This window comes from Lacipirellula parvula, assembly GCF_009177095.1.
GTDB classification, from domain to species: Bacteria; Planctomycetota; Planctomycetia; order Pirellulales; family Lacipirellulaceae; genus Lacipirellula; species Lacipirellula parvula.
In genome coordinates, this window is sequence record NZ_AP021861.1 from 3845670 (window position 1) to 3871818 (window position 26149).

Annotated in this window: 15 protein-coding genes; 10 read left to right on the forward strand and 5 right to left on the reverse strand. The window is 61.7% G+C overall.

What is annotated here, in order from left to right:
* Nucleotides 1–27: 27 nt before the first annotated feature.
* The 3 genes from PLANPX_RS15015 to PLANPX_RS15025 all read right to left on the reverse strand — a co-directional run bounded on the left by PLANPX_RS15015 (nt 28) and on the right by PLANPX_RS15025 (nt 6341).
* On the reverse strand, nt 28–3291 hold the full coding sequence (locus tag PLANPX_RS15015; RefSeq protein WP_172992084.1) for a glycosyl hydrolase-related protein: 3264 nt from the start codon (nt 3289–3291) through the stop codon (nt 28–30).
* A 5-nt stretch (nt 3292–3296) separates the two neighbouring features.
* Nucleotides 3297–5108 carry a sodium:solute symporter family transporter gene (locus PLANPX_RS15020; protein WP_152099516.1) on the reverse strand — a complete coding sequence of 604 codons (1812 nt, stop codon included), beginning with the start codon at nt 5106–5108 and terminating at the stop codon, nt 3297–3299.
* Nucleotides 5109–5258: 150 nt separating this feature from the next.
* A complete protein-coding gene (locus tag PLANPX_RS15025; RefSeq protein ID WP_172992085.1) occupies nt 5259–6341 on the reverse strand; it encodes a GntR family transcriptional regulator in 1083 nt (360 codons plus the stop codon).
* Between the two features lie 423 nt (nt 6342–6764).
* On the opposite strand from PLANPX_RS15025, the gene PLANPX_RS15030 reads away from it, so the two are divergent.
* The 7 genes from PLANPX_RS15030 (at nt 6765) to PLANPX_RS15060 (ending at nt 19254) form a co-directional block, all read left to right on the forward strand.
* Nucleotides 6765–7889: a DUF1559 domain-containing protein gene (locus PLANPX_RS15030; RefSeq protein WP_152099518.1), complete on the forward strand. Its 1125-nt coding sequence runs from the start codon at nt 6765–6767 to the stop codon at nt 7887–7889.
* Between the two features lie 39 nt (nt 7890–7928).
* Nucleotides 7929–8381: a carboxypeptidase-like regulatory domain-containing protein gene (locus PLANPX_RS15035; RefSeq protein WP_152099519.1), complete on the forward strand. Its 453-nt coding sequence runs from the start codon at nt 7929–7931 to the stop codon at nt 8379–8381.
* 153 nt (nt 8382–8534) lie between these two features.
* A complete protein-coding gene (locus PLANPX_RS15040) occupies nt 8535–11156 on the forward strand; it encodes a PEP-CTERM sorting domain-containing protein (RefSeq protein WP_152099520.1) in 2622 nt (873 codons plus the stop codon).
* A 92-nt stretch (nt 11157–11248) separates the two neighbouring features.
* On the forward strand, nt 11249–12526 hold the full coding sequence (locus PLANPX_RS15045) for a LamG-like jellyroll fold domain-containing protein (RefSeq protein ID WP_152099521.1): 1278 nt from the start codon (nt 11249–11251) through the stop codon (nt 12524–12526).
* 171 nt (nt 12527–12697) lie between these two features.
* The gene (locus PLANPX_RS15050; RefSeq protein ID WP_152099522.1) at nt 12698–15865 is read left to right on the forward strand and encodes a DUF1553 domain-containing protein; all 3168 of its coding nucleotides are present in this window, start codon (nt 12698–12700) and stop codon (nt 15863–15865) included.
* 15 nt (nt 15866–15880) lie between these two features.
* On the forward strand, nt 15881–17344 hold the full coding sequence (locus PLANPX_RS15055; RefSeq protein WP_152099523.1) for a DUF1501 domain-containing protein: 1464 nt from the start codon (nt 15881–15883) through the stop codon (nt 17342–17344).
* A gap of 41 nt (nt 17345–17385) precedes the next feature.
* Entirely contained in the window at nt 17386–19254 is a 1869-nt protein-coding gene (locus tag PLANPX_RS15060) for a PQQ-dependent sugar dehydrogenase (RefSeq protein ID WP_152099524.1), read from the forward strand.
* A 19-nt stretch (nt 19255–19273) separates the two neighbouring features.
* On the opposite strand, the gene PLANPX_RS15065 is transcribed toward PLANPX_RS15060, so the two are convergent.
* Nucleotides 19274–20221 (reverse strand): hypothetical protein, encoded by a 948-nt coding sequence (locus PLANPX_RS15065; RefSeq protein WP_152099525.1) that lies wholly within the window; start codon nt 20219–20221, stop codon nt 19274–19276.
* 240 nt (nt 20222–20461) lie between these two features.
* Here PLANPX_RS15065 and PLANPX_RS15070 point away from each other — a divergent pair, with 240 nt between their 5' ends.
* Nucleotides 20462–21406 carry a hypothetical protein gene (locus PLANPX_RS15070; RefSeq protein ID WP_172992087.1) on the forward strand — a complete coding sequence of 315 codons (945 nt, stop codon included), beginning with the start codon at nt 20462–20464 and terminating at the stop codon, nt 21404–21406.
* Nucleotides 21407–21476: 70 nt separating this feature from the next.
* Here PLANPX_RS15070 and PLANPX_RS15075 read toward each other — a convergent pair whose 3' ends face one another.
* Entirely contained in the window at nt 21477–22058 is a 582-nt protein-coding gene (locus tag PLANPX_RS15075) for a sulfotransferase family protein (RefSeq protein ID WP_198421739.1), read from the reverse strand.
* 989 nt (nt 22059–23047) lie between these two features.
* Here PLANPX_RS15075 and PLANPX_RS15080 point away from each other — a divergent pair.
* Entirely contained in the window at nt 23048–24436 is a 1389-nt protein-coding gene (locus PLANPX_RS15080) for a glycosyltransferase family 4 protein (protein WP_152099528.1), read from the forward strand.
* A complete protein-coding gene (locus PLANPX_RS15085; RefSeq protein WP_172992088.1) occupies nt 24423–26114 on the forward strand; it encodes an alkaline phosphatase family protein in 1692 nt (563 codons plus the stop codon). Before PLANPX_RS15080 ends, PLANPX_RS15085 begins: the two co-directional genes overlap by 14 nt.
* Nucleotides 26115–26149 lie beyond the last annotated feature (35 nt).

Sequence of the window (26149 nt, forward strand, 5' to 3'; positions counted from 1 at the left end):
AGAGCGGCCGGTCGCGCGATCGTTACGCTACGGCGCCGTCGCTTGCTTCTTGTTGCTATCAGACTCACGCTTGCCAGGCCTAATGCGTAGAGTTTGAACTTCGAAAGGATGGAGGTGAGTCGACACTTCCGTGCCTTTCGCTGAGGTCTGGCCGTGCGGATGCATGTGCGGGCTTTCGATGCCGCTCACGACTTCAACCGACGCGATGCCGACTTCCGCAAGCGCAGGGACCGAGAACTTGACGTCTCCATGTTCGCCGTCGACTTCTCGAATACGCACGATATAACCATCTCCGTCTTCGGCTCGCTTGAACGACGACATGCGGATGTTTTCAGAACCGATGTCAACAAAGGCCCTTAAGGCGTTGCAAATCGCCGGCGACCAGCGCGTGGCGCGAAGCGAAGCTTGGCCCAAGGAAGTCTTCCTGCCGAAACTGATGAAGTAGCGGAACTCGAAATCGCCTCCTTGCTGGGCCTGGTAGTTGGTGTGCCAGTAGTTGTTCATTACATACGAATAGATCCTGCCATTCTCGATCGGCAGCGATTCGAGCTTTTTGTGCGTGTTGACGTCCTGAAAGGAGACGAGCGGCGCATCTGGCGAAGACCAGACGACGTCGTCGCCTGTTTTCAGATCTTGCAGCCGCACGAAATCTTGCACGCTGAACCAATCGAGGCATGCCCGCGGCATCCAGTCGCGACCAGCTTGCACCGTGGCGCCGCCAACCTCGTAATCGATTTGCGGCTGCTTGAATGCGAACGGAAAGCTGACATAAACGCCTTCCATCTCGCGAACCGGCCGCTTGCCTTTCATGCGTAGGACGCACTGAATGTCCGGCGAGTCGGCAGCGACGCACACCTCCAACTCGACGATTCCCAAGATCTCATGCTCGTAGCGGGAGACGATCGATCGCACTTTCCGCTGGATATCAATCAGCTTTGGCGTCGAAAGCGTCGATCCCGTCGCGACGTCGCTTCCGCTGGGGGGATAGCCGCGCTGCTTTGCGTAATACAAAACCTGGCCAAACCCAGACGAGTTTGCGGCGTCGACGCTGCCCCCAGCGGGCGAACGCTCGACGAATTCACGGCCGTCGTCTGTGCGGCGGATCGACCTAATCAAACCAGTCGTCTGATCCATGTCGACAGCGAGATAGCCCGAGCGGAAGCTAAGAGCATCAGATTCAGGAGCCACTGAGTTGCGACGATCACGTTCCCAGCTTTCAGTGAACGCGAGCCCCTCGTCGACGATCTTCTGCAGTTGGTCGCAGAGCAGGCGCGATTTCATCGCATAGCCCGCCTTCACGGCAAACAACGTGAGCGTCTGCGGGTCATCGGGAAGCGACACGCTGTGGTGCGCTCCCCAAGTATGTTCGTCGTAAAGAAGTGCGTTCTCCCACGCCTCGTCGATGAGCTTTTTGGGATAGTCGCGAATCTTGCCTTGTGCATGGAGCCCCGCAAGCAACGCTTCGAGCAACACGAGTCGGCGAACGCTGTCGCGATTGAGCTTCGTTTCCGCAGCGCTCGAGCCAGCGCCATCTTCCCAGTAGGCGCCTTGGTCTCCCCTCACGACAGGAGCATGCTGGGCGGCCTCCGTGCGTAGCCGCTCGAAGAAATCAGCGTTCGTGCCGAGAATCAGGCGCGGCCATTCGTATTTGGCGTTCCACTGCTCAACGACGGCGGGCAGGTTCTCATCGAGTTGCACGTTGTCAAAGTAAGCGCCGTGCAGATGGATGACGTTGTAAGGGTAGGGTTCCTTTGCGTCAGGATTGTCAAAGATGTAGGTGAGATAACCCGGAAGCCGTTGCTCGGCGGCCTCCAGAGACATCGTCAGGCCGACCGTCGTCGCCTCGGCGTAGTGTTTGTGGACCATCGTCAGCACTCGAGCGCCGTCCGGGCCTTCCCACCAAACGGGTTGATACGCGCGGTCGGCGCCAAATTTCCAAAAGTCGCTGCGATCAGAATTGCTGCCGATCGAGAGAAACTCGATGCCGCTCCCCGCCAGAATGGTCGGCAGCGACCAGACGTGACTCGGCGAATCGGTGAGCGACGCGGTCTTCAAATCAAGGCGGTGCTCGCGAGCAAAATTGCCCGACCAGTACAGCCAGCGGTGCAGCCCTTCGTCGTTCGGCAGCCCCGTGAGCAGATTCACCCAACCGGCGTCGAGCCCAACGCGGCCGCTACGGACTTGATCGACCAGCCGATCGCGATCTGCGGGATTGGCGTTCTGCCACCAACGTTGCAAGATGTAAGAACTTTCGTTAGTCCACGAAAAGTTTTCATACTTCTCGCCGAATGCCAGCGCTCGAGAGAGGCTATCAACGTTGCGCGCAACCGCCTGGTCGGCCGTGTGCGTGTAACCGTTGTCGAAATGGGCTTGAGGGACAACGTACAGCTCAATCGGACGATACCCTGGCCAGTGTAGATCGTATGATTTCTGAAAGTTGTCCGATCTTATTTCTAACTTCAGATCTTGCGCTTTCTCGTGTGCAGGGATGGAGAGGTCGGCCGTCAGCGGACCGTAAAATCGCTTGTGCCCCGCATCGAGCCCAAGGGTTGCTTCACTCCATACGCCTCCTGCAGCGTCGACGATTTTCAGATTGAGCGGCGTCGACACCCGCCGCAGATCAAGCGTGAGGCGAAATTGCTGTCGCGGTCCATCGGGCGTCCGGTGAACGAGCCGCGCCGGTTCCTTGTGGAAGTCGACGCCCACTTCCGAAGCAAGCGGTGCGTCGATCCAGTCAATCTCGATCCCGTCGTAAACGATCCATGACCCGTCGTCGATCGATTCGATCGCGAGCATCGTTGATTCGTCAATCAGGTCTTGTCCTGCGATGAGATATTCCGCCACGGCAGGAGAGAGGTATTCGAGACGCTCCGTTTGACGCGAAATATCAGCGCCAGACGGGGCCTTTAAAATCCAGCTGGCGGATGGCCCGAAGGTGACTCGCAGTCGCGGAGGCTGGTAGGGGTGCGCACCGAGTACGCCAATGCGAATCCGATAGACCCCGTACCGCCGCGGCGTCGCGACGGGCGTCCTAAGCAGATAGCCGCGCGATCCCGCCCACACGTCGCGAACGCCGGGGTGCAAATGCGGCCATTGTTCCGGACGCAGCGGCTGTTCAAGGTGATCGAAGGCAACGTCGAATCCACTGAGGGGGATGACGTTCAGATCATCAATCGACTGATCGATTGAACCAACGCGCAAGATCGGCGTCCAACCATCGGCACACGCCCGCTCGACTGCGATCAGCAGTAGCAGCGAGCAGAAGCCAAATCTCATGAGAGCGATTGTCATCACATTCAGACTCGATGCTCGCTTGCGGTAAGGGGCGTGTCGGCCGGCAGCATCGGCCACCAGGAGTATCTCAGGACGCAGATCACAACGACGAAAACCACTCCGCATGTCACAGCCTCGACATGCCAGCGGCCAACCAGATACATCGGGAGTAAATAGAGCGCAGTCACTCCACAGATTCCGACGAATAGATTGAAGAGCGTCAGTGCAACGCCTGGTTCTGCAGTACACAAACCCAGGTGCGACTTCCTCGATTCGCGAGCGATTGGTCGCCAAAAACCAAACGGGCGAACCGTTTCGTAAAACGAGACCAACACAACGCGAGGAGTTGCCGCGGTGAGCAGCGATGCAACGACGCTGGCGATCGCCGTGCATGCCGCAATTCCCAAGAAGGCATAATAGTCGCCGGGCGAGGGCGCTAACAGCCAGAGCAGCGACGAGATGCTGCCGGTGAGGACTCCCGCAGCGTAGCCCCAACCATTCAGCCGCCACCAATACCATCGCAGGCAATTGGGAATGACCAAGCCGGAAACGAAACTCATTTGGAGCCAGTTCCAAATCACATCGATTGAACTTGAATAGACTCCGGCGACGGCTCCCAGCACGACAATCGCCAGCGTCGCAGCGCCGCTGACGGCTAACATCGGAGTCCGCGACGTTGCCGATCGCACGAGCGGGATGTAGAGATCCATCGCCAGATAAGCCGCTCCGCTGTTAATCGTCGCCGCCAACGTCGTCATGAACGCCGCGACCAATCCGGCCAGCACGAATCCGCGGACTCCCGCCGGGAGAAAATCTCGTAAGATCGCGGGCATGATTTGCTCTGGATCGTTAGTCGGCGTCCGATTCGTTAGCGCCAGTAGCACGATCCCCATCGTCATCGCCCAGCGCGGCGCTAGGAAGAACGGCCACGCCGCCGCGAGCTTGCACGCATCGCGCGGCGAGCGAGCGGCAAGGTAGCGCTGAAAGTCGTATATCTGCGCGGGGCCGCCGGCGTTCGTCAGAAATCCTTTGCCGACCCAGGCGATGACGAACCAACCGAAAGGAGCGAGGTCGGGGCGTTCCGCGAGCCGCCAGCCCGTGAGCCGCCACATCGGCGTCAGGTCGGCGAAGTCAGTCGGCACGCGCTCGGCCATGAGCTGCGGCGTCGCATGCATGTAAGCGATGACCGCGATGATAAGCGCCGAAGTCGTTAGAACGAGCGCTTGCACCACGTCCGTCGCGACGACGCTGTAGAGGCCGCCGGCAATCACGTAGGCGGCAGTGACGCCGAGCACAGCCAGCGAGACGAAAACCGACGGTGAGATGCCGACGATCGATTCGAGATAACTCCAAGTCGCGGGCGCGATCTCTTCCTTAAAAAAGTAATCGGAGAACTTAATCATTCCCTGCAGGGCGTAAGCGACGGAGCCGGCGGTGAACAGCACGGCGACGGAAGCGTAGGCGTACCGCGCCGCTCGCCCCGCGGCGTCGTCGCCAAAGCGAGTGATCATCCATTCGGCGCCGGTAGTCGCAGCCGACCTGCGCACCCACTTGGCCATGTACGCCAACCCGAACGCCGGCAGCGCCACGCCCCACATCCATTGCTGCCACCACGCCTGAACGCCGAGCGTGTAGAGCACGCTGACGATCCACATCGTCCCCGTCAAATCGAAGTTTGAAATGGCGCCGCTCAGCGCGAGTAACGGCCAAGAAATCCGCCGCTCTCCCAGAAAGTGCGCCTCCAACGTCGCCGCCGTTCGACGACGCTGCCATACCCCGACGCCGACGATGACGACGAAGTAGAGAGCGACGGCGATCCCATCCAGGGGAGTCATGGCGAACCGATGAGTGTGGCGAAGCAGCGAATCGGTGACGAGCGTTCTGAACAAAATCGGCGGCGGCAAGCGAGCCGCGAGTTTTGTCTATCGAGAAGTTGCGACAATCAGAAGAAGGATGCAGGAGCGTTGGGGCCAATGAAGTCGAGCTTAGCCGGTAGTCGACGCGCGAATAGCCAACTCACAGTCGATGATCACCTGACGACGGACGTTCCCGATGCTCTCGACTTGCGGCAACACGGCTTCGAAGGCAGCCTCGGCGAATGGCCGAGCAGGTAGCCGTACGCTGGTAAGCGGCACAGGCAGAAAACTCGCAATTGGATCGTCGTCGAAACCGGCGAGCTTGATATCGTGGCCAATCTTGACTCCCAATGCAGTCAGATGCCGGCCCAGCATCGCCGCGAAGCGGTCCGATTTGCAGACAATGCCGTCAGGACGCCCCAGCTTCAACAGCTGTTTGCAAAAGGCCTCCGTCGGGCTGTCGGTCGACCAGATCAGGTCGGGCGACACGGCGAGACCGTGGTTCTGCAGCGATTCGCTGTATCCCGCCAAGCGATCTTGCACAGCCGTCGATACTTCGGGAATGCCGACGAACGCCACTCGCTTGCACCCGACCTCCAGGAGGTGGTTGGTGACAAGCGTCCCGCCGCGGCGGTTGTCGTAACCAATCCGGACGAACTCGCTGCGCTGCGGGTACGACACGATATCGCGATCAACGAGCACAACGTTGATGCCAGCCTCGCGCAAGCGGTCGACGACGATGCGGTTGCAATCCATATCCTCCTGCGGCAATTCGGCCGGGTAGTAAAGACAACCGGCAATCTTTCTCGCGACCAGCGCATCGGCCGCCAGACGCATCGACTCTCGAATGGTTCTCCCGTTGGCTGGCAGACACTGGACGTGCAGCGTCGCCTGGTGACCGCTAGCGATGTCTGCCAAGTGGCGTTGAATGAGGCCCTCGACGTAACCGAGTTCCGACGATTCCCGCACGAAGAGCGAACAAAAAGCGATCGACCTCAACGATGGCAACGGGATATCGACGGCGTAGGTACCGGAACCCTGGCGGCGTTGCACGAGCCCCGCGCTGGCCAAATCCCGCAGCGCGCGAATCGCCGTCGTCCTCGACGTTCCGTATTTCTTCGAAAGCTGCGACTCCGTTGGCAGACGATCGCCCGGAGCGATCACGCCAGCGCGAAGCGAGCTCTCCAACTCATCGAAAATGTAGCGATGCATCGGTTTACGAGCTTCCTGCCTCGATAGGTCGGCAGGGGAGGACGCTGGTCGTGAAGGAGAAGACATAGGCCAAGCCTGCTGGGAACTTGCGATGAGCGGGCGCGTCGACTGGCGAATGACATCACTAGCCGACGCTGTCCGCGATGCTAGTTGATACATCAACTTTTGTCAAATAAACACTATGAATTATTGACTCACGAGGCTCGTGTTCTTAATTTAGCCCTCACGAGTCGTAATTTCCGGCAAGGCAATGATCTTTTCCAAACGCCTTTGCGTCTCGGCAGCTTGCCAAAAGTTGTTGCATCATCTTTTCCCTTCGAAGTCGATCTCACTCGCCAGCCCCCGCGCAGGCAATTGTTCGCCCTTCTACCTCTCAAACCATTCGTAGATCGCTCGCATCGCCGAGCGGAAAAGGAGCGTTTCGTGAAACGTCGCGGATTTACGTTGGTTGAGCTGCTCGTGGTCATCGCGATCATTGGCGTCCTAGTGGCGCTTCTGCTGCCAGCTGTCCAAGCCGCGCGGGAAGCAGCGCGCCGCTCACAATGCACGAACAATCTCAAACAGCTTGGCCTGGCGCTGTTAAACCACGAGTCGGCGAAGGGACGCTTCCCGCAAAACGAGCAAGTCGTCACGAAGTATTCGAATGGTCGCGAAGAGAAACGCGATCTGGCCTCGCATCTCGTCATGATGGCGCCCTACATCGAAGCCGCCAACCTGACGAACTCAGTCAATCTCGACCCCAAGTCGCCGGTGGTTCCCGGCGACCAGTTGGTAAACGGCGTCAAGCTAAGCCAACTTCCGCTTGCCTCGTTGGCTTGCCCCACAGACCACAAAACGGGCGTGCAAAGCGGCGAGGGTTTACAAGATCTCCTCACGCTTCCCGGCGCAGGCCAGTTGGTGGCCGTCACGTCGTATGCGGGATCGCTTGGCGCTCAGATCATGGGAACGTTCGGCAACTGCAATCTGCACACGAGCAACCTCGTGCCCGATGGCGGCGCCCTCTACGACCTCGACGATGACGGCGAAGATTGGTTTAACACCACCTCGAACATGGTTCCCGCATGCAACGGCTCCGGGAAAGGAAACACTCGCGCTGACTGCTCCGAACCCGCTCACATTTCGGGCCCCTTCGGCCGCGGCAACTGGGCCGCGAAGTTGCGCGAGATTGAGGACGGCACGTCGAACACGATCGCCATGGGCGAAATCATCCCATCCTGGTCGGGCTATCAGTGGGTCAACGGTTGGACTCGTTCCGAGGGACTCTGGTTTGCGACGACGGCGCCGTTGAATCTCAGCACCGATCCCGAGGTCTATAAAGCCGCTTCAGGCGGCGGACGCGGCGGGGGCGGAGGCAGCGCGGTTCCTCAGTGCCGCGATTGGGAGAAAGACTTCAACGCCGCGATGGGCTTCAAATCTCGCCATCCCGGCGGCGTAAACTTCGTCTACTGTGACGGTTCCGCTCACTACCTTAGCGAAGACGTCGACTACGCAACATACCAACGCCTCGGCGCTCGCTCGGACGGCGAAGCCGCCTCGCTTACCAATTAGTCTCCATACCGCGGCTCGCTTCAGCGTGTTCTCATCGACATGGCATTCGCTCTAAATCACATTCGCCTGTTCGCCTGTGCCGGCGTTGTACTTTTCGTCGCCGGCTGCGGCCCGAGAAGCACGGCTCCGGCGACGGTTCCGGTCACCGGCAAAGTCACGCTGGAAGGCGAGCCCGTTGCTTCGGCGATCGTCTCGCTCGCACCAACGAGCGACTCCGCAGGCAGCGTACCCGCGCAAGCAACGACGAACGAATCGGGCGAATTCGAAGTCTCAACGATTTTCGATCAAGGACGCACGACGCAAGCAGGCATGACGCCGGGAACGTACGCGCTCACAGTCACCAAGCTTGAGCAACTCCCCGCGCAAGCGCACATCACGCGAGCGCCGAAGAATTTGCTTCCGAAGAAATATGAATCAACCGACTCATCCGAATTGAAAGCCACGATTAACGCCGATGGCGACAATTTCCTCGCCCTCGACTTGAAGAATTAGATCGTCTGCTCTTTGTCTGCACCCTCATGCAAAGACTCCCCGGCGCCATGCCGACAGTCTCTGCACCGGCAACAATGCCCGACGCCCAGCAGTCGGTTTTTGAGTTGCCGCCACGTTTCGATCACCTTGTCTAACTCACCGGAGATCCCAGCCATGACTTGGCGAGCCAGACCGCGCTCTGTACGTCATTTGCAGCGAGGTTTTGTCGCGCTGTTGCTGTTGGCCGCGTCGCATCGCGCGGCAAACGCAGCGACAGCCGTGCCGCTCTCGAATCCGAGCGGCGGAGCTGCATGGGGCGGCGCCACGACGGTGAGCTTCCCCATCGATCTCTTGAACGATCCGTTCACCTACAACCCGAACGTCAATTTCGTCGACTACGCGAACGTGCCGGCCGGCTTCTTGCCCACTACCGCCTGGAATGGCGCCGACACGCTCTTCATCGCGGCGAACAACGACGCCGATAACTATTGGCGAACAGACGTGACGTTGACCGGGGGACAAACGCTCGATTTCATCGACATCTGGGGGCGCTCGGACTACGCCGGAGCGGAGCAAGGTCGGCATCAAGCGCTCGCGATCAGCTTTTACAACGCTCCCGGCGGATCCGCGGGCGGCGGCACGCTGCTCGGAACCTCGCTTGAGTACTCCGGCGTCACGGCGAAGGCCGCGAACAACGCTAACGGCTCCGCCTATGGTCGCTACGACGTCACCTCGCTGCTCAATCCAACGCAACGAGGGCAAGTGCAGTCGTTCGAGATCACGCACGGCCCCAGCAATCTAAATGACTTCCTGCTGCTGACCGAAGTACGGGCAGGCGCGGGCGGCGCCGCGGCGCCGTTCCCAGTCCTCACGATCAATCGCACGACCGGCAATGCGACGCTTAGCAACAACGTCGGCACGCCGCTGAACTTCATCGCTTACGACATCCAATCCACTCATGGTTCGCTAAACGCCGCCAACTGGATTTCGGTAGCCGACGCCGGCGACGGCAACAGTGGCGGTTCGCTCGACGCGAACATTTGGGTTGAACTCTCCGCTCCCACCGCCTTCGCCAGTCTTAGCGAAGCGGAACTCCCCGGCGGCAACGGCCTGACGCTCGCCAACGGCGGATCGATTAACTTCGGCAACGTTTGGCGGAAGAGCCCCCATGAAGACGTCGCGATCGAAGCGCTCAAGTCCGACGGTACGTTCTACTCGATCGCGGTGGAATACACCGGCAACAGTGGGCAGGCCTACAAAATCGGCGACCTCAACTTCGACGGCGCGATCAATGCGACCGATTGGCCGTTATTCCGCGCCGCCATGGGAAACACCTTCGACGCCGGCTCTTCTTTGACTCTCACCTATCAACAAGGCGATCTCGACGGCGATATGGATACCGACATTGCTGACTTCCGGCTGTTTGAGAAAGCCTTTGACGGCGTCAACGGTCAAGGCGCACTTGCTGCGACCATTGCGGCCGTCCCCGAGCCGAGCACGCTAGTGCTCGCAGCCGGTATCGGCATTGCCGCCTGCTTCACGCGGCGTCGCCGAAAGGTGGCCGGCGCATTGGCGGCGTTAATTGTCGCCAGTTTCGGTGCGATTGGCGGCAGCGAAGCGTCAGCCCAGACGTTCACCTTCGTGCCAGTTCCGGCGAATCCAGCGACGGCGGTCACCGCGAGTTCGGAATTCAACGGCGACTACAAAGCGTCCAATATGTTCACCGACGCAGCGCTCACGCCGGCTGATCTTGGCGTCAAAGCCTACACCGACGCTCAACCCCAGTACGCCGGCGTCGGCGTCGGCCCGATGAACGTCTTCATCGACAACGGCGCGTCGATCAACGCCAACTGGATCGCCTTCGCGCAGCGGTCGGGCTCCATCGCGACGGCCGATCGCATCGGCACGATGGACTTCTGGTTCTCGAACGTCGACTTCGCCGGCGTGCTGCCGGCCACGGCGCCGCAAGCAACGGTGAAATTCGACGATCCGCTCGGTTCGACGATCAAGCAACACCCGCTGATGACGCAACTTTCCGGCCGCTACGTCGCCGTGAAGATGACGATCCACGAGATGTCCGCGTCAGGTTCCGTCAACAACATCGGCGGCCACGAGTTCCGCTTTGTCCAAGGCCCCGCGCCTCTGGTCTTGCAGGTCAACACGTCAACCGGCGCGATCACGCTGAAGAACAATGGCACGGCGGCGCAATCCGTCTCGCTCGATGGCTATCAAATCTCCAGCGCCGCTGGGTCATTGAACTCCGCGTGGACCGGCCTCGGAGGCCAGGCTGGTTTCCCGGAAGGTAACGGCTCAGGAAATGGCTGGGAAGCGGGCGGTGCGTCCGACGCCAACTTGCTCACTGAAGCGTACCTCACCGGCGGATCGGTCGTGAACACCGGCGCCTCGCTCGCGCTAGGCACGGGGTACAAAACCGTCGGCGGCGTCCAAGATCTCAAGTTCCAGTACAGTTTCGACAACGGCATCATGACCGATGGCCTCGTCGAGTACGTCACCGCCCCCGGCTTGCCGGCCGACTTCGACGTCGACGGCGACGTCGATGGCGCCGACTTCCTCCGCTGGCAGCGCGGCTTCGGCATTGCAGCCGGAGCGACGAAAGGGCAGGGGGATGCTGATGGGAATGGAGCGGTAAACGCGGCCGATCTCACGATCTGGAAGGGAAGCTTCGGCACGACTGCTAGCCTCGCAGCCGCGGCCGCCGTCCCTGAACCGTCCGCCTGCGCCCTAGCCGCCGTGGGGGCGGCGGCTTGGGGCGTCGGCATTCGCCGCCGTCGCTAACGCTGCTTGCCCGCGAACGGCCCGTTCGCGCCCTGCGTCGTCAAGCCTTTTCACAACAACGCGTAGCGCAAACTCTTGGGGAGATACTCATCATGACCAACTCATGCTTTAACACATGGAAGTGGCGAGGCGCCGCTCTCGCCTGGATGGCGGCGGCTGGCGTCGCCCTGGAAACGCACGGCTCGACCATCGATCGAGACTATCGCCTTGGCGACAACTCCGCACTCTCGACGGAAAACGGCGTCGCCAACGCCGCCGTCGGCAGCGGAGCGGGCAGCGATCACGGCGGTTTCACGCTCGACCACGCCGGCCTGCTGACGACGCTGCCCACGTTTCAAGACCTCGAACCTTTTGGTGCGCCGATCTACGTCAACGTCGGCGCGGGAGGCCTCGCTCGTCCCGGAGCGGCCGCCGGCTCGCTCGGCGTGCAGTTCGACGGCGTCGACGACAATCTCCGCGGGCTCGGACTCGGCAACCCGACGCAAGGCGACGATCCCTATCAGGACACCATCAGCTACAACACGCTCTTCACCAGAGCAGTGCAAGGCTGGGTGCGCCCCACCGCGGCCGCAGCCGCCGGCCAACGGCAACGCGTCGTTCGCGACACGTTCCGGTTCGGAATCTCCATCGTCGCCGACGCTCAAGGCGCTAATCGTTGGGCGCTGAATACCGACGGCCTGACAGGCGGCCTCGAGGTCGTCTCCTCGGCGGCCGTCCCGTTGAATCAGTGGTCGCACGTGATGCACTACGCGAACGGGGCGACTTCCGCCCTGTACGTCAACGGCATCGCGGTCACGGCGAAAGTCGGCGGCTACTACGGCAACGGAACCACCACCGCCGAAAAAGCGTTCGTCCTGGGCGCCGACGTCACGAGCGACGGCGACACGGTCACGGCAAGCAACTACTTCAAAGGCCAACTCGACGACTTCCAGGTGCTCGTCTCGGGAAACAATGCGTCGCAGACGGCCGGCGCCAACTATGGCGCATTCAACCTAGGCGTCGATAACCAGTTCATCGCGCAGCAAGGTCTCACGATTGGCGACGTCACGGGCGACGGACTCATCATGGGGAACGGAACCGGCGGCGCGAATGACGACGTCAAGAAGTTCATCGCCAACTATCGGTACACGCAGCGCGTCAACGGCGTCGTCGTCGGCGACTTGAATACGCGGACGCAGCATGCCGATCTGAATTTCGACGGCGTCACCGACCTCCGCGATTGGTACATTCTAGCCAAGGCCCACGTCGATGCGGGTTCACTCGACATCGCCGCGCTCTTGGCATCCCAACCTGTCCCCGAACCAAGCACGTTGGCGCTCGCATCCATTGGCGTTGCTGCGGCAGCGAGGATGCGGCGGCGACGAGCCTAGCAAATTGCAATTGCACGCGATTTGATCGTTGCCAGCGTGGGCAAGACCTTCGCCTTGCCCACGCTGGCGTTTTTGTCTCCGCTGTCGTAAAGCCTACAATGGGCCGCGTCGCCTCGCTTCGCCTCTCTTGATCGACTCACAAGTAGTTCGCCGCCTCGCCCAATTGTGTTTATGGAACAGCGTCGCCCACACTTCGTACTCCTCTGTAACTCGCTCGCCTGCCTGGCGATCTTCAGCACAATCGTGCCTACGGCGTACGCCGCGGACGAGCAGTTGGCGCGTCAGGCGCAGCGGCTCCTCAGCGACCGCTGCTTCAAATGCCACGGTCCCGACGAAGCAGCCCGTGAGGGCGGTCTTCGACTCGACCTGCGCGACGCCGCGCGCAGCGAGCTTCCCTCAGGCGCAATCGCGATTGTGCCGAGCGACGAATCGGCCAGCGCACTTATCGAGCGAATCACAGCCCAGGACGAATCACTGAAGATGCCGCCGCCGGAAAGCGGCAAAACGCTGTCGGCGCAGGAAATTGAACTGCTGAGAAAATGGATCGCCCAGGGCGCCCCTCACGTCTCGCATTGGGCGTTCGTGAAACCGGTTCGGCCCGAACTTCCCCTACTCGACGGGAAGAGTTTCCCCAATCCGATCGATGCGTTCGCCCAAGCGCAGCTCGCGAAACACAACCTCTCGCCGGCGCCTGCCGCCAGTCGCGAGCGACTCATCCGCCGCATGACGTTCGATTTAATCGGCCTGCCGCCGACCCAGGCGGAGATCGACGCCTTCGTCGCCGACGAATCGCCCGACGCCGCGCGGCAGCTCTTCACCCGGCTCACGAAGTCGCCCCACTACGGTGAACGCATGGCCGCCGATTGGCTCGATCTTGCCCGCTACGCCGACTCGAATGGCTACCAAAACGATTTCGCGCGCCAGTCGTGGCCCTGGCGCGACTGGGTGATCACTGCCTTTAACGGCAACATGCCGTACGACCAGTTTCTCACGGAACAACTCGCAGGCGACCTACTCCCCAACGCAACGCCCAGCCAAAAGCTGGCCACGGGCTTTAACCGCAATCACCGCACCGTCACCGAGGCCGGCTCGATCGACGAAGAGTGGCGCGTGGAGAACGTGGTCGATCGCGTCGAGACGACCTCGACTGCCGCGCTCGGTTTGACGATGGGCTGCGCCCGCTGCCACGACCACCGTTACGATCCCATCTCGCAGCGCGAGTTCTACCAGTTCTACGCATTCTTCAATAGCGTCGATGAAAAAGGAGTTTACACCGAGCAACGCGGCAACGTGGCGCCCCTGATGACGGTCCAATCCGCAGACGACCAGCGCCGCATCGACGAGTTTGAGCAAACGATCGCGCGGCTGGAAGCGAAGCTCGCTGCGGAACAGCCCGCCATCCAACAAGCCTTCGCGCATTGGAGAGCGACGCTTGAGAAACCTGCCGATGCTCCAGCGGCCAGCGTATCTATTCCGCTGGACGAGAACGCCGTCGCCCGCAAGGCCGACGGCACGTCAATTTCTCCCGTCAATACTGCGGCGCTGCCAGCCTTCAACGCCAACGGGCCTGCACTGGCAGCAACGTTCAAAGGCCAAGAAGTCGCCGAGTACGCCGACCTCGTCGAATTCGATGCGCAGGCGCCGTTCAGCTTCTCGGCCTTCGTAAAACTCACAGGGCAGGGGACGCTCTTCTCGCAGATGGACGATCGAGCCGATTTTCGCGGCGCCGACTTCGTCGTGCTGGAAGATGATCGACTCGCCTGCCATCTCATCCATCGCTGGCCCGACGAATCAATCAAAGTGCTCGCCCGCGAACGGCCGCCGAAGAACAAATGGCTTCATGTCGCCGTCACGTACGACGGCAGCAGCAACGCCTGCGGCGTCAAGCTTTACGTCAACGGCAGGCCAGCGGCGGTCGACGTTGAGCGAGATTCGCTGCGTCATAACTTCGCCGTTGCTCAGCCGCTGCGACTGGGACGCCGACTAGTCGAGCGTCCGCTCGACGGCCAGTTGTGCGGGGCGACGTTCTTCGCAGAGTCGCTCAACGGCCAGTCCGTCAAAGCGACGCTCACCTCGCAATTGGCGGAGCTCAACACGCGCGGCGAATCGCTGGGTGATCACGGCCTCGCGCTGCTGCGAGACGTCTACTTGGGCTCGTCAACGGAAGCGGCCGCCGATCAATTCCAGCAGACCGAGGCAAGCCTCGCCGCCAATCGCGCAGATCGGGACGCATTCAAAAGCAAACTGCCGACCGCGATGATCATGCAAGAACTGGCGACTCCGCGCGCGACGTTCGTGCTAAAACGCGGCGTCTATGATCAACCCGATGCCCAACAGCCAGTCACGCCTGACGTACCGGCATTCCTGCCGCGGCTCGCGGAAGGCGCTCCGCGCAATCGACTCGGGCTCGCAAGTTGGGTCGTCAGCCCGGAGAACCCGCTCACGGCGCGGGTCGCCGTCAATCGACTCTGGAAGCAATTCTTCGGCGTCGGGCTCGTGAAAACGGTCGAAAACTTCGGCGTCCAGGCCGAACCGCCGTCACATCCCGAGTTGCTCGATTGGCTCGCAGTCGAGTTGATGGAATCAGGCTGGGACTTGCAACGCATTCAATGGCTCATCGTCAGCAGCGACGCTTATCGACAGACTTCCGACGCCGCGCACGACTCCTACGCTAACGATCCCGAGAACCGACAGCTCAGCCGCGGGCCGCGGTTCCGTCTTTCGGCGGAAATGATTCGCGACAACGCGCTCGCAGTCAGCGGCTTAATGAACCAAAAAGTCGGCGGCGCATCCGTGATGCCTTACCAGCCGCTCGGACTGTGGGAAGAACTTGCCGGCGGTGCACACGAAGACTATGTGCAAGTCCACGGCGACGACCTTTATCGCCGCAGCCTCTATGTCTACCGCAAGCGGACGGTCCCCCATCCGTCGCTGGCCACGTTCGATGCTCCAAGTTGGGAGATATGCCAAGCTCGCCGCTCGAGCACGAACACGCCGTTGCAATCGTTGGCGCTGCTCAACGATGTGACGTACGTCGAGGCGGCGCGTCAACTGGCGGCACGGATGCTCGCTGCCGAAGCGGGCGACGATAGCAGAAGGATTGCCTACGGCTTTCGCTTGGCCGCCGGGCGAGAACCTCGGCCTCAAGAATCAGCGGAGTTGCTGGCTGCGCTCCAGGAGTACCGCCGAGCAATGAGCGGCGATCCAACCGCTGCAGAGTCGATGATCGCCCACGGCGAGTCGGCTGTGGCAACCGGCGTCGCCACCGAGGAGCTCGCCGCCTACACGCTGCTCGGCGGCATCTTGCTCAACCTCGACGAAACGATCACCAAGAACTAAGCGACGAATCGACGCATGGAAACCATCAAACGCGTGCAGCAATGCAATCGTCGACACTTCCTGAGTGGAGCAGGCGTCGGGCTCGGGGCCGTCGCGCTGCAATGTCTCACAGGCGGCGAGGCGTTCGCTGCCAAGCTCATGGCGAGTAACGCCGCCAATGGGCCCGCCCTCGCCGGGTCGCAGCTCCAGCCTCGCGCCAAGCGCGTGATTTATCTGTTTCAGTCCGGGGCGCCGTCGCAGATCGAGATGTTCGATCACAAGCCGCTGCTGCAGCACTTGGCTGGTCAAGAATTGCCCGCCTCGGTCCGCATGGGGCAGCGTCTCACGACGATGACGGCCGGCCAAAGCAGCTTTCCGCTCGTCCCCTCCAAATTTGCGTTCGCGAAGTCTGGCGCCGCGGGAGCAGAGTGCAGCGAACTCATTCCACACACTGCCGCCATTGCCGACGATCTCTGTATCGTCAAGTCGATGGTCACCGAAGCGATCAACCACGATCCCGCGATCACGTTCTGCCAAACAGGCTCGCAACTCGCAGGACGGCCCAGCATCGGCGCATGGGTCGCCTACGGGCTCGGGGCGCTTAATCGCGACCTGCCGAGCTTCATCGTGATGCTCTCGCGTGCTTCAGGGCGAGCCAACGATCAGCCCCTCTACGATCGACTGTGGGGCAGCGGTTTCCTGCCGACGAGCCATCAAGGAGTCAAACTCCGCAGCGGCGCTGACCCGGTGCTCTACTTGGCAAACCCCGCCGGGTGCTCTCCAGCGTTGCGACGCGACATGCTCGATCGCTTGGCAACGCTCAACAAGGCCGCCTACAGCCAGTCGGGCGATCCCGAAACATTGACCCGCATCGAGCAGTACGAGCTCGCGTTCCGCATGCAAACCTCGGTTCCCGAGCTGACCGATATCTCTGACGAGCCGGCTCACATTCTCGATATGTACGGCCCCAGCGTTCATCAGCCTGGCTCGTACGCCCGCAACTGCCTGCTGGCCCGTCGACTTGCGGAGCGCGACGTGCGTTTCGTGCAGCTCTACCACATGGGTTGGGATCAGCACAACGCGCTGCCGACCAATCTCGCGCAGCAATGCAAAGACACAGACCAAGCGTCGGCCGCGCTCGTCAAAGACTTGAAACAACGCGGCTTGCTTGACGATACGCTCGTGGTTTGGGGGGGCGAATTCGGCCGCACCGCCTACTCACAGGGACCGGTCACCGCCGAGTCGTATGGCCGCGACCATCACCCCCGCTGCTTCACCGTCTGGATGGCCGGCGGCGGCGTCAAGGGAGGCCTCTCCTACGGCGCCACCGACGACTTCTCTTACAACATCGTCGACAAGCCGGTCGAGGTGTTCGACCTCAACGCCACGCTGCTCCATCTGCTCGGGATCAACCACGAGCGACTGACTTATCAATTCCAAGGTCGCGATTTCCGGCTGACCGACGTCCACGGCAAAGTCGTGCACGACTTGATCGCGTAGCGCATCGCGAACAACTGAACGATTCAACAACGAGGGGCGCCATGAGCCTTCTTCACCTGATCTCCGCACGCTTGAATGTCGTCAACGGGGCCTGCATCCCGTTAGTGCTGGGATTTTGCCTCGCAGTAGTATCGCCCGCGCGCGGGCAAGTGGCGCCCGTCCCCTACGGCTCGCTCACCGTGCGGCTCCAGCCGCAAGCAACCGGGCTCAACGGCGTCCTCACCGGCAACACAGTGAACGCCCGCAGCCAGATGATTCCGATCGACATGACGCCCCTCGGCGACGGCCGCCAACTCGTGCTCACCCTCAGCGGACATGTGCGACTGCTGAAAGCCGACGGCACGCTCATGGCGGGGGCGTATCTCGACACCTACAACTCAAACTCGCCGCCGATCATCGGCACCACCGGCGGTGAAGTGACCGACTTCCGCCAAATCGGCAACACGAGCATCGCCGCTCACCCCGGCTTTCTCAACCCGCTGTCGCCGGGCTACGGACGCTTCTACACCATCACCAGCGAACTCCCCGACGTCTTCCCCGGCGACTTCGACGACGGCACCGATTCGGTCGTCGACAGCGTGCTGACGGAGTGGGCCGTCGCTCCCTCGGCGGTCGCCGCGGGAACGACGCTGCTTCCCGGCGTCAACGTCACGAAGCGCGAGATCCTACGCGCGGCTCGTCCCGGCATCATCCACACGCTCGCCGATATGGCGTTCGGCCCCGACGGCACGCTCTACGTCACCAGCGGCGACGGCGGCGGCAACGCCTTTCCGAACACCGAGGGGAGCGCCTTCGAACAAGATCGGTGGACCAACGCTCAAGATCCTTCCAACATCTTTGGGTCGATCCTCCGCATCGACCCGATCAGCCTCCCCGGCGACACCCGACCGACCGGCGGGCAGAACGGCCAGTATCGCATTCCCACCAACAACTTCGGCGCCGCCGACGGCGATCCGACCTCCCTCCCTGAAACATTTGCGTACGGCTTCCGCAGCCCGTATCGGATCAACGTCGATAAAACGAACGGCGCCGTCTACGTCGGCGACGTCGGCGAGGGGCAGCGTGAAGAGATCGATCGCGTTGCCAACGGCGGCAACTACGGGTGGGGCGCCTACGAAGGAACCCGCGTCGAGCGCCCCGACCTCGTGGCCGGCGCCGCTGGGGTCGTTCCGCCCATGTTCGAGCTCTACCACAATCTCAACGGCCAAAGCGAATCGACGAACATCGTCGGCGGCTTCGTCTATCACGGCTCCGCCATCCCCGGCCTGCAAGGCAAATACGTCTTTGCCGACGTCGGCGAAAACAACGGGGGGCAACCAACCAACGTCGTCGACATCTACTACGGCGATCCCGCCACCTCGACGGCGAGTTCCCGCGACCAGATGTTTCGGTTCAATCTAGAGCTACCCGCCGGCGTCTCGCTGCCCGACCGCATCTGGAGCATCGCTGAAGACGCCCAAGGGGAGCTCTACCTGCTGGTCGGCCCTGATCGGCTCGACTTGTTCAATCGCACGCCAGGCGAGACCGATGGGGGCATCTGGAAACTGCTTGCTCCCTCGAATCCGCTCAATCAGATTGTCGGCGACGTCAATCAAGACGGCGTCGTCAACGGCAATGGCGCCGGCCTCCCCGCCAATGACGACGTGACCGCATTCATCGCTGGTTGGAAAAGCACCGGCTGGGCGAGCAACTACGACCGCTACACCCACGGCGACGTCAACCTGGATGGCAAGACGAACTTGCTCGATTGGTACATCCTGACGACGCACCATCAAAACGCCGGTAGCCTTGATTTGGCTGCCCTCTTGAACGGGGCGCCCGTCCCAGAGCCGAGCAGTTATTGGCTCTTGGTCGGCGGGCTGCTGTTACTCCGCCGCACGCCTTTCAGATCGCGCTCGTCTGAAGCTTAAGATTTTTGCCAAGCGTGCCCTAGCGCAGGTTCGCCAGATCCGGCGGGTAAACGTCGAAGTACGTCCCGCCAGCCGCCTTGCCGACTGCGATCCCGTCCATCACATCCTTCGAACCAAATCTCGGAGCGCTGTTCGCGGCGGCCGAGACCATTTCGAAACCGACGCGCGTGCCGGCCTTCGCCTCCCGCGCGATGAACAAGTGGTGGGGCGCCATCGGCTGCGTCGACGCCTTGAGCGCATTGTGCTCCAGCGTGAAGCGCTCGCCGAGCGCTTTCTTCCCGGCGGCGACGACCTGCCCAAGATATCGGTTCGCCGGCGGCCGGACGCTGATTGACAGAATGCATGCCGTATCAGGGAACGCCGCGGCATAGTCGGCGATCGATCGCGACCAAGCGTCGGTCATCGCCCGATCGCTGTACCCCGCCACTTGCACGATCCCCGGGGCAGGGTGCATCTCGGCGCTCGGAAACGTCGGCCCGGTGATGTGGACGCCGACCAGCAGCGGATCGGCGGCGAACTTCTCGCCCAGCGCCTTCACCAGTTCGCCGTAACTTGCCGCCAACTCTGGCGACCAGGGCACCGGCGCCCCGCGGTACCACGCTCCGCCGATCCACTCCGGCGCACAACCGGCCCCGGTCATGACAAGCAACTTATACGGCTTGCCCGCCTCGTGGCACCGCTTCACTTGCTCCTCAAGGAACGACAGGTCGATCTTTCCTTTCTCCGGCTGGAGCCATTTCCAGCGGGCCCGGATCGTCAGCCCCGCCAAGTGCGGCAGGGCCAGCTGCTCCGCCGAAATCACCCGGCGATTTCCAGGCTGCAGCACGGCAGGGTCGCCCGGTTGGAGTGCAAAATAGCCCGCCGGAACCCGCAGCTTGCCCCCTTCCGCAGCGATAGCGCCGGCAGTGGAAGCGACGCATGCGAGCGCCGACAGATAGCCCAGCATTGCAGTCATTGCTTTAATCATGGTGATATCTTTAATTGACGCGAAATGGACACTTGCCGCCGCGGCTCGCTGAACTCGCCGCTCAGCACGAAAACGCCCCTCGCGTGAGGGGGTAAAGTCACTCAATCTGGAATTCTTGAGGTGGACTGCCGCAATCGAACGTAGCCCTGCGATCGGCCCTGCATAGAATTCGCCTCCCCGGGCAGTTCAGCGTTCTCTTCTCCGCCCGGCCGCCTCACGGAACAGGAACTGGAAGGATCTATGATGAAGCAATTGTTCGCTTGCGCTGTACTCGCTATCGGATCGCTCGTCGCCCTCTCTCCGCTCTCTGCGGTCGCCCAAGTCCGCCAGCCAGTCGGCTACTTCGTGATGCAGGAAGTCGGCTCTCAAAACATCAAAGACGTGAAGCTCGCCTCTCCCGCCTTCACCGGCATCGTCATCCGCGAGCGTTGGTCGTCGCTCAATCCGGCCCCCGGGGTCTACAACTGGAAGTTCCTCGACGGCCAAACGGCGCGTGCCCGCCGCCTCGGCAAAGCCTACATCCTTGCCATCTACACCGGCAACAATGCGCCCCTCTGGCTCGGCGTCCCGCTGTTCAAGTCGGCGCCGTTGCCATGGGATTCAAAAATGCTCGCCGCCCACGGCCAAATGGTCGCCATGCTCGGCCAACGCTACGGTCGCGACGCCAACCTCGTCGGCGTCGAACTGAGCGGCCCGACGCGCGGCCCCTCTGGTTCGCTCGAAATGCACCTCGCCGACGGTCTGCTCCAGCATCCTTCCTACCGGCCCGAGAACGTCGCCCTCGCCTGGATGCAGTGCATTAACCAGTATGGCGCCGCCTTCCCGCAGTGCGGTCTCATCTCCGACGGCGGCATCGCTCCCGGCGGCAAGGACGGGTCCATCACGCAAGCCGTCTTCAATCACCTCTATCAAACCTATCCAATGCAGGCGAACGTCTCGCACTGCGCCCTCAAGGCGAACACGCAGGAATCGGCTCCGCACCATGCCATCGTCGTCGCGATGGCCCGCCGTGGCTGCAGCGTGGGCTTTGAAATGGTCGGTCCTTCCGTCGCCGGAGTAAACGGCGAGGGAGGCCCCGTCGCCCGCTTCAGCGGCGACTTCGATTCCGCACTCGCCATCGCCAATCGCGCCGGAGCGAGCTGGCTGAAGATCTACCAAGGCGACGAGTTCAACGCGATGGACTGAGCGGTCGCAAACGCGGCGAACTGATAATATTGAAAACGGCGGGCTGCTCGCTCGGCCCGCCGTTCTTTTTCTACTCTTTGCGATTGCGATAAAGCGACGCATCGACCACGCCTTGCATCGCCGCAGCGTCTAAGATCCCGCCTAAAAACTCGTTTACCCGCCCGATTTCAGCCGCGGGATTCGCGAGCATCTGGTTGTAGTTCACGTCGATCAGTTCGATGTGTTGCTGCTTGGCGGCCCAATCGTAAAACCGCTCGATCTCCGACCGAAACAGCTTCGCCATCATCTCCGGCGAAACCGCGTCGCCCGCGCTGTGACGGTTCAGCATCACCTGCTGAGACGCCAAAATCTCGTCGAGTTCCCGCCGCATGAACAGCACGCGGTACGTCCGGTCGGCGGGCAAATCGTACAGCAGGCGGTACACCATTTTGACCGCTTTGCCGTTAGCGCCCTCCAGCCAAGAGGCGTCTTCTGACGTCTTTTTGACGGCTTCGAACTCGTAGTACCCGTTCGGGTTATCGTCATCCGCGGTGCGGATTTCGTCCGTCATCACCTTGAGTCCGCCATGCTCCAGCATGCGCATCATCATCGAGGTTCCCGAACGGGGCAGGCCGGAAACAATGGTCAGAAACTCGGCGGTGGCTGTCGACATAATCATCTCAGCGTGAAATCGATCGGATCACAATCGGCACTCGAACTATTGTCGCAATGCCATAAACCACTACAGATATAGTGATTCGCGCCGCCCCCGCGCTTCATCCGCATCTCGCGTGGCCGCCATGCCGCCCGCAAGTGATATGCCCAGTCGTGGCTTTCAGGGAGCGTAGAAATCTTTCTCGCTGTTGTACTCGCTCGCCGGCCCGGTGCAAGTCTTTTGCGGGCAAGCGATCGCGCAGTCTCGCGGCAGTTGCTGCTCGCTCGATGAGCAGATTCCCAGCCAAGTTCGAGCCGCGCCGCCGCCGCCATCCCTATTGAAGTGATGAACAGGCGCTAACTGAATTGGTCGTTGCGCGTCCAGCGCGTAGTGCAAACGCCCAAACGGAATTTTCTGGCGCGACGTTTGCTTTCTTTGCGAGCGAACTATTGCTATTGACTCCGCAATGCTGTTCAATGGCCCCTGCTTGGTTGGGAAGAGGCACCACCATCCCCCCGCATGTGAGCGTTACGCCGTCCTAACGTCTGCGCACTGACGCGCGATTACCGGCTTCAAGCTCACGTCCCTAACCTAACCCGCCGTACGATCTCCACAGATCAGTCGGCATACCTCGTTCGTCAGTAATCGCCGCGCCGCTCCGCGGTTCCAGTCCATTTCTAAATTGCTTTGCTCACGCCGATCCCATTTGCGGAAGGTAGTGCCGTGACCTCGTTGCGTCACCACAGAAGCGGACAACGCCCCTCTCGGGTCGTCCGCCTCTACGCCTCGAAGCAGTTATTTCCATGCGTCGAGTCTTATTTAGATTCTGCGCAGCGGATTTACGGGCCTTCATCGGGCGTCCGCGCATCGGCTACGCGTCAAACTCCATGTGAGGATCGCGCGTCCTCGCCAATTCGAACGAAATCGATTCTTCCCGCCTCACGCATCGCCGGCGTCGGTCGTCGATCGACGCCTTCATCCTCCGCAACCCATTCGGAGCGCGAGTCATGATCAACACGTTGCGTCCCAGCAAGAAGCACGTTCGCTCGCTCCCCGCCGCCGTCTCCGAGAGCGGCGTCGTCGGACCGGAACCGCCGCTGAAGGTTTGCGTCCTCGCCGCTTGTCCCTTCCCCGCCAACCACGGCACGCCTGGCTCGATTCGCGAACTCGTCGAAGCCACCGCCGAGCGCGGCCACGAAGTGCACGTCGTCACCTACCACATCGGCGAAGAGTTGCCGCTGCGGAACGTTCATCTCCACCGCATTCCCGACTGGACCGGCGAACGCACCGTCAAGGTCGGTCCGACGAAGTATCGGCCGCTGTACGATTTTCAGATGGTGCTCAAGACGCTGCAGGTGCTGCGGCGGAACAAGGTCGACCTGATCCATGCCCATGGCTACGAAGCCGCACTCGTGGCCGCCTGCTGCCACCCCTTCGTCCGCAAGCCGATCGTTTACAGCGCCCACAACGCGATGGGCGACGAACTCGCGAGCTACAACTTCTTCCGCTCGAAGCGGATGGCCAACGGCCTCGCCTGGCTCCTCGACCGTACCGTCCCCCGCATTGGCGATCGCTGCATCCCCCACAGCGTCAACTTGCAAGAATTCCTCTACGCTCGCGGTCTGGAGAAGCGAACCGAAGCAGTTCTCAACTTCGGCGTCAACTTCGACGCAATGCCGGTCGGCGACCGGACGGCGCTTCGCCAAGCATTCAACCTGACCGACGAGCCGGTGATCCTCTACTCGGGCGTCATCGACAAATTCCAGCGCCTCGATTTGCTGCTGGAAGCAATGGTGCACGTCCTGCCGCGCTTCCCGCGGGCGAAACTGCTGCTGCTCACCAACGTCCCCAATGCCGAAAACGAAGCCATCCTCCGCGAGCATGCCCGGGCCCTCGGCATCGAAGACAACGTGATGATGATGGTCCCGCGCTCGCTCGACGACGGCCTCAAGCTGCTGTCGATGTGCGACCTCGCCGTCGTCCCGCGACCCAAGGCGCCAGGGTTCCCGATCAAGTTGCTTAATTACCTTGCGGCCAAGCGCCCCTGCGTGATGTACGCCAGCTCGTGCAGCCGGCTGTCGCATGGCGAGCACGTCTGGCTCGCATCGGAAGACACTCCGAAATCGTTGGGAGACGCCTTGGTGCAGGTTCTCAAGGATGACGCGCTCCGTAATCGGATTGCCGAGGGGGGCCACCAGTTCGTCCGCGCACGGCACGACCGCCGTGCGGCCGCCGCCCAACTTTGCAACGTGTACCTCGACTTGCTGCGCACGACGCGCCGCTGGAACGATATTGCCGCCCGCCCGGCCCGTGTCGTTCCGAACATCGAACAATCCGACGAACTTGAAGCGTTCGACGGTGAATCCAAGGAGATGCAGGCCAATGCCTACGCCTAATTACAAGGTGCTGATCGTCGGCCTCGACGGCGCGACGTTCGACCTGATGCTGCCGTGGATCGAGGAAGGAAAACTCCCGAACCTCGCCCGCATCATGCGCAGCGGAGCGAAGAGCCCGCTCGAGTCGACCGTGCCGCCGATCACGCCGTGCGCCTGGTCGAGCTTTATGACGGGCAAGAACCCCGGCAAGCACGGCCTGTTCGACTTCATCGAGCCCGACGACAACCACGGCTTTAAGTTTACGAACGCCTCCTACCGCGACGGCGAAACATTGTGGGGCTGCCTCAGCCGCCACGGCCGCCGCGTCGGCGTCGTCAACGTCCCGATGACGTTCCCGCCGGAACCGGTCAACGGCTTCCTGATCTCGGGCCTCGACACGCCGCACGACCTCAGCGCGTTCATGTACCCGGTCGAAGTTCGCTCCGAGCTGAAGATGGCGGGCATTAAGTACCGCATCGATCAGCAACATCTGGGCAACATGCGGACCGACGAACGCCGTCGCGCCCAGCTCGACGACATCTTCGCCTGCGAACGCGATCGCACCACGGCGTTCCAGCTCCTGTCCGAACAACGCCCCTGCGACTTCCGCATGATCGTCTTCGGATCGACCGACCAAGTGCAGCACCACTTCTGGCACTTCATGGATGCGTCGCACGACAAGCACGATGCCGCCGGCGCCGAGAAGTTCAGCACTGCCATCCTCGACACCTACGTCCACTGCGACGAACAACTCGGCATCCTCCTCGACGAGTGCGACGACGACACGATCGTCGTCATCATGTCCGACCACGGCTTCGGCCCGATGTCGAACGTCCGCGTTCGCGTCAATCAGATTCTCGCCGAAGCCGGGCTGCTGAAGTTCGTCGAAAGCTCCGCCCCTGGCAAGCTCAAGCAGTCGCTCGCCGCGTGGCTCGACCGGATGATTCGCTCGACGCTTTCCTCCGACGCCAAGCGCCGTATCGCCGGCATGCTGCCGCGGCTGCGAACTTGGTTTGAAACGCTCGACGAGACGCAAATCAACTGGGACGAAACGAGCGCCTACGTCAACGAGGCGTACCGCTCCAGCCCCGCCATTTGGCTCAACCGCCTGCAAGATCTGGACGAAGGCGAAGTGGCGGAACTACGCGACCGTATCGAGCAGATCATGCTCTCGCTCGTCGATCCGCAAACGGGCGAACCGGTGATCACCCACTTGGCCCGCCCCAGCGAGCTCTACCACGGCCCCCATTCCAGCAAGGCGCCCGACCTGCTCCCCGCGTGGTGGACCGACGGGTTCCTGCTCGATCAGAGCATGCCCGCCGCGGCCGGCTTGCCGAACGTCGAGCGTTCGACCGCGCCGCTCGAGGGAGGCGTCGAGTTCGCCGCCTCGCACCGTCTCGACGGCGTTTTCATGATCAGCGGCGGTCCGATCTCGCCCGAATTTTCGTTCTCCGACGCCAAAATTGTCGACGTGACCCCGACCGTCCTGTATTTAATGGGTCTGCCGATTCCCGACGACATGGATGGCAAGGTCCTGGTCGAGGCGATTGATTCCGACTTCCTCGCCGCTAACCCGATTCGCTACGAATCGACCGAAGATGGCGCCGTGAGCGAAGTCGACAACGCCCCGCGCGGGTTCTCGAAAGACGAATCAGAGATGATCGCGCGTCGTCTCCAAGCCTTGGGATACATCCAATAGCCATCGCACTCGGCGGCCCGAGAGGAATTTCAGAT